Annotated in this window: 13 protein-coding genes; 4 read left to right on the top strand and 9 right to left on the bottom strand. The window is 62.5% G+C overall.

What is annotated here, in order from left to right; genetic code table 11:
• Window positions 1-54 precede the first annotated feature (54 nt).
• Window positions 55-1,380, top strand: a complete 1,326-nt coding sequence (locus AC1Q6D_RS05695) for an ammonium transporter (RefSeq protein ID WP_103405581.1) — start codon at window positions 55-57, stop codon at window positions 1,378-1,380.
• Between the two features lie 86 nt (window positions 1,381-1,466).
• Here AC1Q6D_RS05695 and AC1Q6D_RS05690 read toward each other — a convergent pair whose 3' ends face one another.
• The 9 genes from AC1Q6D_RS05690 to AC1Q6D_RS05650 all read right to left on the bottom strand — a co-directional run bounded on the left by AC1Q6D_RS05690 (window position 1,467) and on the right by AC1Q6D_RS05650 (window position 12,582).
• Complete coding sequence (locus AC1Q6D_RS05690) at window positions 1,467-2,357, bottom strand: bifunctional 5,10-methylenetetrahydrofolate dehydrogenase/5,10-methenyltetrahydrofolate cyclohydrolase (protein WP_178083145.1); 891 nt, start codon at window positions 2,355-2,357, stop codon at window positions 1,467-1,469.
• A 96-nt stretch (window positions 2,358-2,453) separates the two neighbouring features.
• Window positions 2,454-4,133 carry an APC family permease gene (locus AC1Q6D_RS05685; protein ID WP_103405579.1) on the bottom strand — a complete coding sequence of 560 codons (1,680 nt, stop codon included), beginning with the start codon at window positions 4,131-4,133 and terminating at the stop codon, window positions 2,454-2,456.
• A gap of 162 nt (window positions 4,134-4,295) precedes the next feature.
• A complete protein-coding gene (locus tag AC1Q6D_RS05680; RefSeq protein ID WP_103405578.1) occupies window positions 4,296-6,638 on the bottom strand; it encodes a trimethylamine N-oxide demethylase in 2,343 nt (780 codons plus the stop codon).
• A 15-nt stretch (window positions 6,639-6,653) separates the two neighbouring features.
• Window positions 6,654-8,021, bottom strand: coding sequence for a trimethylamine monooxygenase (locus AC1Q6D_RS05675; protein WP_103405577.1), 1,368 nt, complete (start codon window positions 8,019-8,021; stop codon window positions 6,654-6,656).
• Between the two features lie 39 nt (window positions 8,022-8,060).
• Window positions 8,061-8,927, bottom strand: coding sequence for a formyltetrahydrofolate deformylase (gene purU, locus AC1Q6D_RS05670; protein ID WP_103405576.1), 867 nt, complete (start codon window positions 8,925-8,927; stop codon window positions 8,061-8,063).
• Window positions 8,928-8,958: 31 nt separating this feature from the next.
• The gene (locus tag AC1Q6D_RS05665) at window positions 8,959-10,089 is read right to left on the bottom strand and encodes an aminomethyl transferase family protein (protein ID WP_103405575.1); all 1,131 of its coding nucleotides are present in this window, start codon (window positions 10,087-10,089) and stop codon (window positions 8,959-8,961) included.
• Window positions 10,090-10,123: 34 nt separating this feature from the next.
• Window positions 10,124-11,137, bottom strand: a complete 1,014-nt coding sequence (locus AC1Q6D_RS05660) for a heme-dependent oxidative N-demethylase family protein (protein WP_103405574.1) — start codon at window positions 11,135-11,137, stop codon at window positions 10,124-10,126.
• A 9-nt stretch (window positions 11,138-11,146) separates the two neighbouring features.
• Window positions 11,147-12,073 (bottom strand): PDR/VanB family oxidoreductase, encoded by a 927-nt coding sequence (locus AC1Q6D_RS05655; protein WP_103405573.1) that lies wholly within the window; start codon window positions 12,071-12,073, stop codon window positions 11,147-11,149.
• Entirely contained in the window at window positions 12,070-12,582 is a 513-nt protein-coding gene (locus AC1Q6D_RS05650; protein ID WP_103405572.1) for a dimethylamine monooxygenase subunit DmmA family protein, read from the bottom strand. Before AC1Q6D_RS05650 ends, AC1Q6D_RS05655 begins: the two co-directional genes overlap by 4 nt.
• 220 nt (window positions 12,583-12,802) lie before the next feature.
• On the opposite strand from AC1Q6D_RS05650, the gene AC1Q6D_RS05645 reads away from it, so the two are divergent.
• Genes AC1Q6D_RS05645 through AC1Q6D_RS05635 form a run of 3 tightly spaced genes read left to right on the top strand, consistent with a single transcriptional unit; the run spans window position 12,803 to window position 15,353 of the window.
• Window positions 12,803-13,951 (top strand): sensor histidine kinase, encoded by a 1,149-nt coding sequence (locus tag AC1Q6D_RS05645; RefSeq protein WP_219739092.1) that lies wholly within the window; start codon window positions 12,803-12,805, stop codon window positions 13,949-13,951.
• Window positions 13,920-14,591 (top strand): response regulator, encoded by a 672-nt coding sequence (locus tag AC1Q6D_RS05640; RefSeq protein ID WP_047530823.1) that lies wholly within the window; start codon window positions 13,920-13,922, stop codon window positions 14,589-14,591. The genes AC1Q6D_RS05645 and AC1Q6D_RS05640 overlap by 32 nt, the downstream gene beginning before the upstream one ends.
• Entirely contained in the window at window positions 14,592-15,353 is a 762-nt protein-coding gene (locus AC1Q6D_RS05635) for a PAS domain-containing protein (RefSeq protein ID WP_047530821.1), read from the top strand.
• Window positions 15,354-15,385 lie beyond the last annotated feature (32 nt).

Below are 15,385 nucleotides of genomic sequence, written 5' to 3'. Positions count from 1 at the left end.
ATTCTTTATTGCTCGCTGCCAGACACTTTCCATTCTTTTGCAGGAGCTTTGAACATGATCAATCGTCTTCTCGGCAAAACCCTTCTCGGCGTACTGGCGGCCGGTGCACTCGCGCCGCTCGCCCAGGCGGCCGACGCACCCACCTTGAACACCGGCAGCACCGCCTGGATGGTGACCGCCACGGTGCTGGTGCTGTTCATGTGTCTGCCAGGTCTCGCATTGTTTTATGGCGGTCTGGTGCGGGCGAAAAACATGCTCTCGCTGTTTACCCAGTGCTTCGGCATCGCCGGCCTGGTCGGCGTGCTGTGGGTGATCTATGGCTACAGCATGGTGGTCGACAGTACCGGCATGGTCGAGGGGCAGGTGACGTTCAACAGTTTTGTCGGTGGCTTGAGCCGGGCCTTTCTGGCCGGCATGACCCCGAATAGCCTGGTCGGTGACATCCCGGAAGGCGTGTTTGTCACCTTCCAGATGACCTTCGCGATCATTACCCCGGCGCTGATTGCCGGTGCATTCGCCGAACGCATGAAGTTCTCGGCAGCGCTGTGGTTCATGGCGCTGTGGTTCACCCTGGTTTATGCGCCCGTCGCCCACATGGTCTGGGGTGGTTCGGGCGCCTTGATGCATAACTGGGGCGTTCTCGATTTTGCCGGCGGCACGGCGGTGCATATCAATGCCGGCGTTGCGGCTTTGGCCGCGTGCCTGATTCTCGGCAAGCGCAAGGGCTACCAGAATGCGCCGATGCCGGCCCACAACCTGAGCCTGACCATGACCGGTGCGGCGATGCTCTGGGTGGGCTGGTTCGGCTTCAATATCGGTTCCGGCGGCGGTCTCAATGGCACTTCGGGCATTGTCATGCTCAACACCCAACTGGGCGCCTGCGCGGGGATTCTCGGCTGGATGTTCACGGAGTGGTTCAAGGTCGGCAAGCCGAGTGCCTTGGGCCTGGCCAGCGGTGCCTTGGCCGGTTTGGTCGGCATTACCCCGGCGTGTGCGTATGTGGGCGTAGGCGGCGCATTGGCCATCGGTCTGCTGTGCGGGGTGTTCTGCTACCTGAGCGTCACTGTGCTGAAACGCCGCTTCGGTTATGACGACAGCCTCGACGTGTTTGGCTTGCACGGCATCGGCGGCATGATTGGCGCGGTATTGACCGGCGTGTTCTGCGTGCCGTCCCTGGGCGGGTTGGTGGAAGGCGTGAGCATGGGCGCTCAGGTCGTGGCGCAGATCAAGGGCGTGTTGCTGACGACGGTGTACTGCTTCGCCATCAGCTGGATCATTCTCAAGGTGATCAACGCCGTCATCGGCTTGCGTGCCGATGAATCGGTGGAAGACATGGGGCTGGATCTGGCTGAACACAACGAGAGTGCCTACAACCACTGATCGTTGCGATTGAACGACACGGCCCACCTTTGAGTGGGCCGTTTTCGTGGTGCTCAGCTCAACGCTGCATCGCTGATCGACTTTTGCTAGCGCGCTTGGGCGGCACGCTGCAATTGACTGGCGATCAGGGTGTTCTTCAGCAGATACGCAATGGTCATCGGCCCCACACCTCCCGGAACCGGCGTGATCGCACTGGCAACAGTGCGCGCGCTGGCGTAGTCGACATCGCCCACCAAATGATTGCCGCGTTCGTCGGTGATGCGATTGATGCCGACATCGATCACCACCGCTCCGGGTTTGAGCCAGCTCGCATCGATCAGCTGTGGCCGACCCACCGCTGCAACGACGATGTCCGCCAGTCGACACAGCGCCGGGGCATCGACGCTGCGCGAGTGGACCACGCTGACCGAGCAGTTGGCCTGCAACAGCAAGGTCGCCATGGGTTTGCCGACAATGTTCGAGCGGCCGATGACTACCGCGTGCATGCCGCTCAAGTCACCGCAGGTTTCGTGCAGCAGGCGCATGCAGCCGCTGGGGGTGCAGGGGGTCAGGACTTCGATGCCTTGCACCAGGCCGCCGACGTTTTCCCGATGGAAGCCGTCCACGTCCTTGATCGGATCAATGGCATGAATCACCGCTCCTTCGTCGATATGGACCGGCAATGGCAGCTGCACCAGGATGCCGTTCACCGTGGCATCGGCATTCAGTTGCGCAATCAGTTCCAGTACTTGCGCCTGGCTGGCGGTTTCCGGCAGACGGTATTCAAGAGAGCGGATCCCTACGTCCTTGGCCCGCAGCAGTTTGTTGCGCACGTAGACCTCGCTGGCCGGGTCTTCACCGATCAGCAGCACGGCCAGGGCGGGGTAAATCTGCTGTCCGGCCAGGATCAGAACCTCTTCTCGAACTTCGTCGAGAACCTGGGCAGAGATGGCTTTGCCGTCGATAACGCGGGCAAGAGCGGGGGTGGTGCTGAGCAAAATAGTCACCGTCGTCTTGATTGATAGGGGGGCGAAATGATCATCGAGGCGTCGTTGCGCCCCGATGATCCATCAGAGACCTGCAGGCAAGGGCGTTCAGGCTACCAGTTGATGGCAACCGTACACCACCAGTACACCCGCGATCAGCGTGGCATAAGGCAACCAGCCGGCGCGTTTTTGACCGGCATCGGCCTGAATGTACAGGTCGCTGAGCATCGCTTCCGGGAAGCGCCCTTTGTCCTGCACGTAGTGGCGGTAGCAGAACACCGGAAGAATCAACAGCGCCAGCAACAGGCCGGTCACCAGGGTGCCGGCGCCCCAGATATCGGCTCCCAGCCCCATGCACGCCAGGTTGACGAAGCTCAGTACGCCACCCGCGGCCAAGAGCACGGTCGGGGCCTTGTAGGGGCGTATCCAGTCGGGACGGTCCAGGCGATGGATCCAGCCGGCATTGAGGTTGAGGAAGTTGAAGATGATGTAGCTGACGTTGGACGCGGCCAGCACGAACACATAATCGGACATCAGCAACAGCAGCAGGTTGAACGACAAGTCGGTCCACATCGCTGCGGTAGGCGCGCCGTGTTCGTTGGTGCGGCCCAGGTATTTCGGCAGCCAGCCATCGACTGACGCTTGATACAGGGTACGCGAGGAGCCGGACATCGAGGTCATGATTGCCAGCAGCGTGGCCAGGACCAACATGATCAGCACGATGTTGGCCACCAGCTTGCCGCCGCCGATGCTGTCCGCCATGACCTGCCCGACGCCCATGCCGCTGTAGATCGCGGGTGACAGCAGACCGCTGTAGACCGCCGGTGTGACCACCGCGCCGCTGGCATCGAGCACCGCCGGGGTTACCAGTTGCCCGAGACCGAGGCTGCCCTGGAATGCCAGGGGCACCAGGGTGAACACCAGAATGCACAGCAGGCCGGCGTAGAAGATCGCCTTGAAGGTGTCACGCTTGGGGTCCTTGAATTCCCGGGTGTAGCACACGGCGGTTTCGAAGCCGTAAGTGGACCATGCGGCCATGAACAGGCCGCCGGCCATTAACGACCAACCGGACATGTCCCAAGGCCCGTCGATCACTTGCCCGGCCGCGTCATGGGCCAGCGGGTACAGGGGCAGGAAGTTGGCCTGGGCCGCGTCCCCGGTGAACAACGGCACCACACCCACCAGCAACAGAGGAATCAGCGAGGTCACCCCAAGCACCAGCGTCAGGCGTGCCGAGCGCAAGATGCCGCCATGCTGCACGGCGAACACCGTCAGTAAAATCAACAGGCCGATGGCGAATGTCGCGTTGATCCGTAGCGACAGGCCGCTCTTGACCCAACCCAGGTCAAGCAGGGTCAGTTGCCAGGTATTGATCAGCGCATCAGCGGGGAACAAGGCGGTGAGGATGTAACCGGCTGCCAGCCCAGAGCCAATGGACAAAACCGGAGACCAGGCCAGCCAGTTGCACCACACCGAGACCGGTGCGATCAGTTTGCTGTAGCGCACCAAGGCCACCGCGCCGTAGACGGAGGCACCGCCGGACTTGTGCGGGAACAATCCGGCAATTTCGGCATAGGTAAAGGCCTGGATAAACCCGAACAGGATCGACACGATCCAGACGATCCAGGCCGGTTTGCCGACCGTGGCGGCGATCGCGCCGATAGAGAACAGCACCAGGGCGGGCACGCCACTGGCAACCCAGAACGCCCCGCGCCAATCGATCTTGCGCTGCAGGCTGCCCACTGAACCGGCGGCCTGCGGTACGGCCTCGAACGTAGTCGCTTCCATCTTCGTATTCCCATGTCTGAAAAAAAGCAGGACCCTGTAGGAGCGAGCCTGCTCGCGATGGACAACCGGGCACCGCGAACAGTCAGGCAACCCGCGTTATCGTTGACGTTCATCGCGAGCAGGCTCGCTCCTACAGGTGTGTATGGGCAGTCAAAAGGTCGATCAATTGCGCACCCGGCTCTTGTCCGGGTCGTAGAAAATCGCGGCGGTGACCGTGGCGCTGATGCGCTTCTGCAGGCCATCGATTTTGCCGATTTCCAACGCTGTGCCGACATCGGCGCAGGCCACGTCGACCCGGCACAGCGCGATGTTGCTGCCCAGCAGCGGTGAGCGGCAGGCACTGGTGACTACGCCGACCTGGGCCCGGCCGCGGTACACCGGGTCGCCGTGGTGGGCGCCTTCGTTACCGCTCAGTTGCAGGCCCACCAGTTTGTGAGCGGGATAGGTACTGCGCCGTAACAGGGCGTCGCGACCGATGAAGTCATCGGTTTTGCTTTTTAACGGCACACTAAAACCGATGCCCGCTTCAAAGGGGTCGGTCTGGTCGCTGAACTCGTAGCCGGCAAAAATCAGCCCGGCTTCGATGCGCAGCATGTCCAGGGCCTCCAGACCCAGTGGCACCAGGCCCAAGGGCTGGCCCAGAGCCCAGATCCGGTCCCAGACCCGTTCGGCATCCTCGGGTTGGCACCAGACTTCGTAGCCCAGTTCGCCGGTGTAGCCAGTGCGCGAGACCATCAGCGGGCAACCGTCGTAACCGTCCAGGCGGCCTACAAGAAAACGGAACCAGCCCAGTGTCTCCAGACTCGGCTGGTTGGGCGCGGTCCAGACCATCTGTTTGAGCAACTCGCGGCTCATCGGGCCTTGTACCGCCAGGTTATGGATCTGCTCGCTGGCGGACTTGATCCAGACCTTCATGCCGAGTTTTTGCGCCTGCTCGCGCAGCCACACCCCGGCGTAGTCTTCGCCGCAGATCCAGCGGAAATTGTCCGGGCCCAGGCGCAGCAGGGTACCGTCGTCGAGCATGCCGCCGTGTTCGTGGCACATCGCCGAGTACACCACTTGACCCACCGCCAGACGCCGCACGTCGCGGGTCAGGCAGTACTGCAACAAGGCTTCGGCGTCGGGGCCGATGATTTCGAATTTGCGCAGGGCGGTCAGGTCCATCACCGCCACTCGTTCGCGGCAACCGAGGTATTCCTCGATCGCGCCATAGCCGTCATAGCGCAGCGGCAGCCACCAGTTGCGGTAGTCGGTGAAGCTTCCGGTCAAGGCGCTGGTGCGTGAGTGGAACGCGGACTCACGGGTAAGAATCGGGTCGGCATCAGCCGTGGATCGAGTGCTCATGGCGATGGAAAAACGCTCCTTTTCGCTGTAGAGGCGGACATGGATATCGGTTGGGTTCCAGCCATTGGCCGGGTCGATGTCATCCGGGCACGAAGTACTGCCGCACACCAAGTCGGTCATGGCGCGCAGCAGCACGTAGTCGCCGGGACGCGACCAGGGTTCATCCAGGGTCATCTGCTGGTGTGCGTCGATCCCGGTATTGAAGAAAAAATTGATCGCTGGCCAGCCATTGCGGGCCTTGACCCCATGGGACGCGAGCACGCGGCTGAGGTTGTCACTGCAGTTGTCGTGCCCGAAGTAGCCATGGCTCTCGTAATAGCGCGCGGCACAGGCCAGGGCGAAGGCGTCATGGCGGCCGACGGTGTCGCGCACCACCTCCAGCATCGGTTGCATCTGCCGGTCGAAAAACTTTGAGAACAGTCCCGGTGCCGGGTAGGCGCTGCCGTTCAGGGTGCGGGTCACGGTCTGGTCCAGGTCCAGTTCCAGACCGCGATCCAGTGCCCGTCGATCCAGAGCGACGAAGTCCGAGCACTGGCGACCGGCGACATCCAGCACCTGCACATACTGACCTTTGCCAACGGTGTAACTGTGGGCGGTGCCGGCGCCGAGGGTGAACTCGTCGAGCAACTCGCCCAAGGGTTCGGGCAACGCGGGGAGCAGCAGCGGCGAGGGATTGGCCCGAGTCACCAGCAGCCGCAGCTCGCTGGGCCGGTATTGTCGGTCAACGGCGGTCGGTCCGTCGGGGGCCGCGACGATCACCAGTAGCTCATCGCTGGCGACGAAGCGGCGGCTGAAGTCGGCAGGGCTGTCCTCGTCCCAGAGTGAGGCGGCGCTGGGCAGGTGTTGGGGATCCATCGCGCGCCGGATCAGCGCCTGGCCAATGCGCCGCGACTGCAAGGTCTGTTTGGCGAGCTGCGCGCTGATGAACCCGCAGGTCGTCGAACCGCTCAGTGCCCAGGCCGCCAGGGCGCTGCGACCGAGCCTATCCACGACCAGCAATTGGCAAGGTTGCCGGCCTTCGAGGTCGATCACTTGCAGGCTGTCGCCAGGCTGCAACGCGACAAGGGTCAGGCCACCGGCAGCCACCCGATAGCGCTCCAGGGCCGGGGCCCGGGCAAAGAGTCCGGGTTCCCGCGGGCGGGAAACACGAGGTGCGTTCATGGTGAGGCTCCCGGGTCAACCGATCGACTTGACGGACATCGGCGGCTCAGCGAGGTACGCCGCCATGGAGTCGTCAAGGGCATGCAGCCAGGGCGTGTGGTGGGGGGGCGATTGGGTGCCGGTCATCAGCGATCGGTAGGACTTGTCACGGTAACCCATGATGTCGTGGGCCTTGTCGTGCTTCCAGTGCATGAAGGTGTCGTTGACGGCGGCGATATCGAAGTTCGGGTAGTCGGTGGCATCCACCAGGTGCTGGATATAGGCCCCCTGGTATTCGAACATCTGCTGGTTGGTTTCAAGCTGCTGTTCACGGGCATGCCATTGCTGGCTATCGGCGGCTCTTTGTGCCTGGTCGGGTAGGGCGATGCGTTGCAGGATCACGTCGCGGGCGTACCAGGCCTGGGCGTCGAACATGTTGAACGAGTACCACTGATCCTGCATGCCGAGGTAGATCAGTTGCGGGTTGGGTTCCCAGAAAATGCCTTTGTAGAGGTTCATCGGCCATAGCCGATTGTCGGTCTTGAGGCGCAGTTCGTCGGGCAGGAAGGGGAAGTGATGTTGGTAGCCGGTGCAGAGGATCACTGCATCGATGTGTTTGTGGGTGCCGTCGATAAAGTACGCGCGGTTTTTTTCCAGGCGCTGCAACAGCGGTTTTTCTTCCCAGTTGGCGGGCCAGTCATAGCCCATGGGCGCGGTGCGATAGCAGCTGGTGATGCTGCGGGCGCCGTACTTGTAGCACTGTGAACCGATGTCTTCAGCGGAATAGCTGCTGCCGATGATCAGCAGATCCTTGCCCTTGAACTCCAGCGCCTCGCGGAAATCATGGGCGTGCAGGATGCGCCCGCCGAACTGCTCGAATCCGGGGAAGTACGGCACCTTCGGCGTCGAAAAGTGCCCGCAGGCGTTGATCACGTAATCGAACTGTTCCGAGGTCCGGGTATCGCTGCCGTGGTCGTGGGCGACCACCGTGAAGCGGCGAGTCTCTTCGTCAAAAGTGACCTGGCGCACCACATGGTTGAAACGGATGTAGTCGCGAACCCCGGCTTTTTCGACGCGGCCCTTGATGTAGTCCCACAGCACTTCCCGTGGTGGGTAGGAGCCGATGGGGCGGCCAAAATGTTCTTCGAAGGTGTAGTCGGCGAACTCCAGGCATTCCTTCGGGCCGTTCGACCACAGGTAGCGGTACATGCTGCCATGCACCGGTTCGCCGTTCTCGTCCAGGCCGGTGCGCCAGGTGTAATTCCACATGCCACCCCAGTCTTGCTGTTTTTCATAACAGACCAGTTCCGGGATGGGCGTTCCCTGGTCCCTGGCCGATTGAAATGCCCGCAGTTGAGCCATGCCGCAAGGGCCGGCGCCGATGATTGCAACGCGTGTGGTCATGGTCGTATCTCCTGGCTGTTGATCGGGAAAAGGGCTCGCTCAGCGAAAAATCACCGTTTTGTCCTGGTTGATGAACACCCGGTGTTCCAGGTGGTATTTCAGGGCTTTGGAAAGCGCTACGGTTTCGGTGTCGCGGCCGATGGCGACCAGCGCATCGGGCAGGTAGGTATGATCGACCCGCTGGATTTCCTGCTCGATGATTGGCCCCTCGTCGAGGTCGCTGGTGACGTAGTGGGCGGTGGCGCCGATCAGCTTCACGCCACGGTCGTAGGCCTGGTGATAGGGCTTGGCACCCTTGAAACCGGGCAGGAACGAGTGATGGATGTTGATAGCCCGGCCGGACAGCTGCTGGCACAGGCCGTCGGACAGAATCTGCATGTAGCGGGCGAGCACCACCAGGTCGGTCTGAGTGTCCTCGACGATGCGCATCAACTCGGCTTCCTGGCTGGCCTTGCTGTCCCTGGTGATTGGCAGGTAGATGAAGCGAATGCCTTCGCGTTCGGCCATGGCTCGCAGGTCCAGGTGGTTGGAAACCACAGCGGTGATGTGCATGTCCATCTCGCCTTTGCGGTGGCGGTACAGCAGGTCAGTCAGGCAGTGGTCGAACTTGCTGACCATCAGCAGCACCCGGGTCGGCTGACTGCTGCAGAACAGCTGCCACCTCATGTCGAAGCCGCAGGCCAGGTCGCCCAGATCCTCGCGCAGGGCACCGATATCGCCCTTCACACCGGTGTTGAAGCGGAACACCGCGCGCATGAAAAATTGCCCGGTGAACTCGTCGTCGAATTGCGCCAGCTCGCTGATGTAGCACTGCTGTCCGGCCAGGCAGGTGGTGATCGCGGCAACGATGCCGGACGCTGCCGGGCAATTGATCTTGAGAATGTAATGTTCGTTGGTAGTGTCCATCGAGAGTCCCCTGGAGACAGTGGTTGGAGGCTCAGCCCTTGGCTGTGCGCTTGGTTTTTTCCGGGTCGTCGAAGGGCAGGGCGTGGGTCACAGCGGCGCTTTCCTGGCTGCCGCGCACCTGCAGGGCAATGCCTGGATTCGAGCAGGCCACGCTCATGCGGGCGATGGCCATGGAGCGTTTGCTCAGGCGCGAATACATGCCGCAGGTGATCACCCCGACTTGCTGGTTGCCTTGCCACAGGGTGTCGCCGGCTTCAGCGGGGCGGACGCCTTCGAGTAACACGCCGGTGATCTTGAAGCGCTCCTGACCGCGCAACCGGAAGTGTTCGTCGGCACCACGGAATTCGCGTTTGTCCGGGGAAACGGTGAAATCCAGGCCCATTTCCCACAGCGTGTCGCCCGCCTTCTGATCGGCGAAGGGGTACATCTGCGAGTTGTCGTAGGGGAAAAACATCAGCGAGCTTTCCACCCGCAACCAGTCCAGGGCGGTGAAGGCGCAAGGGATGATGCCCAGGCCCGCGCCCTGTTCGAGGATCGTGTCCCACAGCGCCGGGGCATCGGCGGCCTTGCAGAAAATCTCGTAGCCGCGTTCGCCGGTATAGCCGGTGCGGGAGATCATCACCGGGCGATCGAACAGGCGGGTTTGCAGGTGATGGAAGTAAGGCAGCTGACGGATCCCGGGGACGTGCTCGGCGAGAAAGTCCACCGCCAGCGGCCCTTGCAGCGACAGATCGTGCAGGTCGTCATCGAACAGCACCGCCACTTGCCGGCCCTGGGACGAGCGTACCAGCATTTCGTGGCCGTTGCCGGCACCGTGCACCACCATGAACGCGTTGGGTCCGGTGCGGTAGACGATGCAGTCATCGACGAACTTGCCGTCCTCGTCGAGCATCGAGGCGTACACCGACTTGCCGGGGTAGAGCTTGGCGATGTCGCGGGTGGTGGCCCATTGCAGCAGGCTCTCGGCGTGGGGGCCGACGTAATGGACTTTTTTCAGCCCGGACACATCCATCAGTCCGGCCCGGGTGCGGATCGCCTGATGGTGATCGGCCAGGTCGCTGTCGTAGGTCCAGGCAGTGCCCATGCCGTTCCAGTCTTCGAGGTTCGAGCCGAGTGCGCGGTGCCGTTCGGCCAGTGCAGAAATACGCCATGAATGCGTCATGTGAAGATCCTTGTCGGTGAATGTGGGTCAGGGTTCAGGCCTGGTCGAAGCGGCTCAGCCACTCGACCAGGGTCTGTCGGTAGCGGCTCATGCCCTTGTACTCGGCGATCGGCTCGGGCAGGTCGCGCAGCACACGGTGCAGGCGGCAGCCCCAGCCGGGCTGGGTGACCAGCTCCTGCAGGCTGATCAGGTAGGTGCGGATGCTGAACATCACCGCGTTGCTGCGCGGCAGGCGGGCCATCACTTGCAGCTCGACACGCAGGTGAACCTGTTGCCCGACGTTCTCGGCGGTGATGCGACCGCGGTCGGCGCCCCATTCATGGAACGTCTCGGGGGAGGAATCCAGGCGCGGGTTGATGGTCAGCGTCCAGTTCAGACGCCGCACCGGCTGCCCCGTTTGCAGGTTGAGCAGGTATTTCAGCGCGCGGTCGAAGATGCCCATTTGGTGGGCCATGGGTACCGGGGAATGCCACTGCTTGAAACTCATGCCGGCGTCGAAGGCCAGGGACCAGTCGGCCGGGCTGGTGACCAGGCCGGCGTCCATGTACAGATCGCCGTCGCGTTGATCGAGCAAGGCGAAATCCCCCTGCACCTGTCGGCCGATGAACTCCAGCGGTTCGCAGGGCAGGCTGCTGGCATCACCGAACACAAAGTGCTGATCGATGTTCAGCAGCGTGTTGCGCCAATGCCAGTGATCACCTTCACGCTCCAGGGAGAACCACTGCGGATAATCCGCAGCCAGATGCTCCATGAGCATCTGCAGCGCATCCCAGGCCGCCACTTGCATGTGCGGCAGCACCAGGTAGCGGCGCGGATCCTTGTCCAGCACCAGGGCGCGTTCGGCCATTTCCGAGCGGTAGTGTTCGTCAATGTCGAACCCGTGCTGGTAAACCGAGCCGGGATCCCGGGAGGTCGCCGGTTCGATGTTCACCGAATACAGGTAGCTGTCCTCGGTGAAGGGAAAAGGAAAACGCCGGATGGCGGCAGGGCTGTTGCGAAAGCTGAAATCGTCTCGATAGCTCTGCACGGGGCTTGATTGAATGGTCATGGTCGACTCCTAAAGATCCAGCGAAACGCAAGGGCCGCCGCGGGAGACACAGGGCATGAGGAAGTCAGCCTGCTCGGCGGGGCTCAGGAAACTGTCGCGGTGTTCGATGTCGCCGCCCACGTGACGGGTCATGCACTGGCCGCAGACCCCGCCGCGGCACAGGTTGGGGATCTGTAGCCCGGCGGATTCCAGGGCTTCAAGCAGGCTTTGTTCGGCGCCGACCCGCAGGCGCCGGCCGCTGCGCAGCAGTTCCAGATTGAAGGGTTGGCCCGGTTGTGCGGCATTGAAAGCTTCCCAGTGCACCCGGCCGGGCGGCCAGCCGAGTGCCTGGGCCTGTTGCCGAACCGCGTCGAGCAACGGTTGCGGGCCGCAGGTGTAAAGGTGGCTGCCCAGCGGTCGATCACGCAGGATCCGGCGCAGGTCCGGGCGGCTGGCGTAGGTGTGCAGGCGCGATCCCAGCCGCTGTTGCAATGCCTCGACATAGGCATCGCTCAGGCCCGGACGACAGAGGTAGTGCAATTCGAAGTCGGCCTTGCGTTGTTCCAGGGACGCGATGTAGGCCATGAACGGCGTGATGCCGATGCCGCCGGCGATCAGGATGTGCAGGCTGGCGGTCGAGTGCAGGGCGAACAGATTGGCCGGTGGCGAAATCTGCAGCGTGTCCCCGACCCGGACCTGCCGATGCAGGTACTGCGAGCCGCCGCGGGAGGTCTCCTGCAGGCGTACGGCGATGCGGTAAGACTGGTTGTCCGCCGGGTCGCTGGTGAGTGAATAGGCATTGCGCAGCTTGCCCTCGGCCAGTGGCAGGTGAACCTGCACATGACTGCCGGGGGAGAACGGCGGCAGGGGACCGGAGCACGCTTGCAGGGTGAATTCGCGCACCACTGGGGTCAGCATTCTCGCCGCGCTGACCCGCACTTCGATGACGGCACTCATGACCGGGCTCCGGCATAAGGCTGGTCGGGGTTGGTGCAAACGCCGAGGTACGCCCCCAGGCGGCGGGAAAAGTGCTCCCGGACTTCCAGCCCGACATCGCAACCGATGCAGATCAGCAGCGACTCCGGCCCGGTGGCCTGGGTCAGGCCGCAGTGCACGCAATACACCAGGCGCGCACCGGTAATCGTGCGGGTGATGTCGATCTCGTCATTTTCCATTCCGGCGCTGCGGGCCTCGCCATGGATGCGCCAGATAAAGGCCTCGTCGCCCATGATGTAGAGATGGCTGCCGACCGTGGCGCTGACCAGCACCTGTTGCAGGCGCCGGGAAAAGTCGGCGTTCTCGCCATTCAGCACCAAGGGCTGTTCCAGTTCCCCGACAACGGACGAACAGGCGGCCGCCGATTGCATCACCACGATGTGTCGGGTGACGCTTGAACGAGGCAGCGGCGGGCGATAGCGCGGGAGGCTGTGAAGTCGGTCCGGGGCGGCGCTGTGTCTATCCGTCATGTGGGCTTTCCTGGCTGTTCCGCGCCTGTCGAAGGGCGAGAAAGGTGGCGTTGGACCGGGAATTTGTTTCCTGGTGGGGAAGATACTTTCCTATGGGGAAAATCTTCTCAATCCGGAAAAAGGGCTATGCCTTTGGAGATAAGCCTTGCGCAACGCCCGTTCGGGGCATGGAAGTTGCTGGTCTTCGCTCAGGGCTGAGTAACCGGACGGGGAGTTATCAATGGTGCGAACACGACCGCAGTGGTGGCCGCTCTGGCTGGGGCGTATTCGCCCCGAACAGGCACGCAGCGTGCGCAAACTGCTGGCCGGATTGCCCTTGTGCCAGGTGCACGGTGACGGTGCCTTGTCGGGTTTTCTGGATCGTTTCGAAGCATTGTTGCCGACCTGCAAACTGAATCTGCTCCTGGGCGGCGAAGACCTGGGGCCGGCACGGCGCGGATTGCTCGAGGGCTGTCAGGACGTTGCGCGTTGCCCTTGGCGTGACTCGGCACTGCCTGATGTGGCTCAGGCCTGTGGCCCTTGCCGGCAACGGGGCGTACATCGCCTGCTGTGTGCCTTGCCGCACAGCGACGATTCGAGCAAAGGGGTGTTGTTGCTCGATACCCCACAACCGGTCCACGCAAGCTGGCGCCAATTGCTGGAAGAGGCGGCGCAGGCGGTCGGCGTCACCGTACGCTTGCGCTGCTACACCCGTGAGCAACAGCGCAAACAGGCTACGTCCCGGCACGGCGCCCTGGCCCGTGAGCTGCACGACTCGGTGGCTCAGCAGTTGGGTTACCTGTCGTATCAGGCGCGTTGGCTGCAATCGAAGTTGGGCGAGCCTGCGCAGGCCTTCGCCGCGTTGCAGGAACTGTGCGGCGGCTTGAGTCAGCTGCAGCGCCAGGTGCGCGAGCTGATCACCAGCGCTCGTCTGACCATGGATGGGCGATCGCTGCGCCAGGCATTGGCCGACTCTGTCGCCGAGTTCTCGCGGCGCTGCATCATCGTTTTCGAACTGGACAATCGCCTGACCGATGACGCTTTGGGCCCGGAAACCGAATTGCAGATTCTGCAGATCATTCGCGAGGCACTGGCCAACGCGGTGCGCCATTCCCATGCGCGGCATGTGCGCATCGAGTTGCGGCAAAACCAGGATGGCGATGTCTCGGTGACGGTGGAGGACGACGGCATCGGCCTGAGCCCGGCATCGGGGGACGACAACCATTTCGGCCTGGCGATTATTCGTGAACGCGCCGCGAGCATCGGCGCCCGGCTGAGCATTGAGGCGATCCGCCCGCACGGGGTCCGCGTACACCTGGGCCTTTGCCATCAACAAGACCTGCCACAGGGGAGTTTCGATGGACTGCACGACCTTATTACTGATCGATGATCACCCGCTGTTTCGCAAGGGGCTGGCGCAGCTGTTCGGCGCCAGTGACGACTTTGAGGTGGTGGGGCAGGCCGCCAGCGGCCGCGAAGGCATCAACCTGGCGGTGAGCCTGGCACCGCAGCAGGTCTTGCTGGATCTGCACATGCCTGGCTTGAGCGGTTTGCAGGTGCTCGATGAACTGCGTCAGTTGCGCCTCGATTGCCAGGTGGTGGTGCTCACTGCGTCGATGGATCGCGCCGAGTTGTTGACTGCCCTGCGCCTGGGGGCCAGCGGTTATGTGCTCAAGGAAACCGAGCCCGATGCCTTGCTGGCCTACATGCGCAATTGTCACAAGGGCGCGATTGTCCTGGATTCGACCCTGATTGCCCTGTTGGCCGATCAGGACGAATCGTTGCACCGCCCCGCGCAGGATGCCGATCCTCTGGACACCGGCAACCTTACCGAACGCGAGGGCCAGACCCTGGCCCTGATTGTCGCCGGCATGAGCAACAAACAGATCGGTCGGGAACTGGGGATCAGCGATGGCACGGTCAAGATCTATGTGCGCAATCTGTTGCAAAAGCTCGGCCAGCACTCGCGTCTGGAGCTGGCGGCGTGGGTACACAACGGCGCGTCGGTGAGACACGAGGAGCGGCATTAGATGATGGAACGGCCAGAGGCATTTGTGCAGGCACCGTCCTTGCACCTGATGGATCGCTTTCCGGCGGCGTTGCTTGAACTGCGCGACAACGGGCAGATCGCCCACTTCAACCTGGCGTGGGTCGAGCTGATGGACAGGCCGGGCCCGGAGCGCAACCTCATCGACTATGTGCACCATGAGGACCGTTCGTTGTGGCGTCAGGCCTTGCATGAACTGCGTCGGCGTCCCGAGACTTCCTTCAGCCAGCGGTTGCGCTTTGTTCACCCCTCGGGGGAGCTGCGTTGGTTTGACGTCAGCCTCAAGCGCGAGACTCAGGGTTTTTATCTTGTGGCCGGGGACATTACCGCGCACAAACGCCGCGAAGTTGCCTTGCAGGCCAGTCAGCGCAGCAGTATGAGTTTGCTGGACAGCATGCCGGGGCTGATCTATCGCGGCCGCAACAATCGCGATTGGACCATGGAATTCGTCAGTGCCGGTTGCTTGCAACTGACCGGGTATCCACCGGAGCGGCTGGTGGACAACCATGAGTTCACCTACAACAGCCTGATCCTGGCGCAGGATGCCGATTACGTCTGGCGTGAGGTGCAATATGCCCTGTCGCGGCAAGAACCATTCGAACTCAACTACCGGATTCGTTGCGCCGATCAGTCGATCAAGCACGTCTGGGAAAAGGGCGTGGGGATCTATGCCGACACGCGTGAAGTGCTGGGTATCGAGGGGGCGATTTTCGAGCGTAATACCGGCCAGGACCTGGGGCGTTGAACGCAGGTTTGCGGTGTGGCCCTGGGCATTTG

The organism is Pseudomonas sp. MT92 (assembly GCF_058792515.1).
Note: the sequence above shows the minus strand (reverse complement) of the source record. Positions and strands in the feature narration are given on the sequence as shown.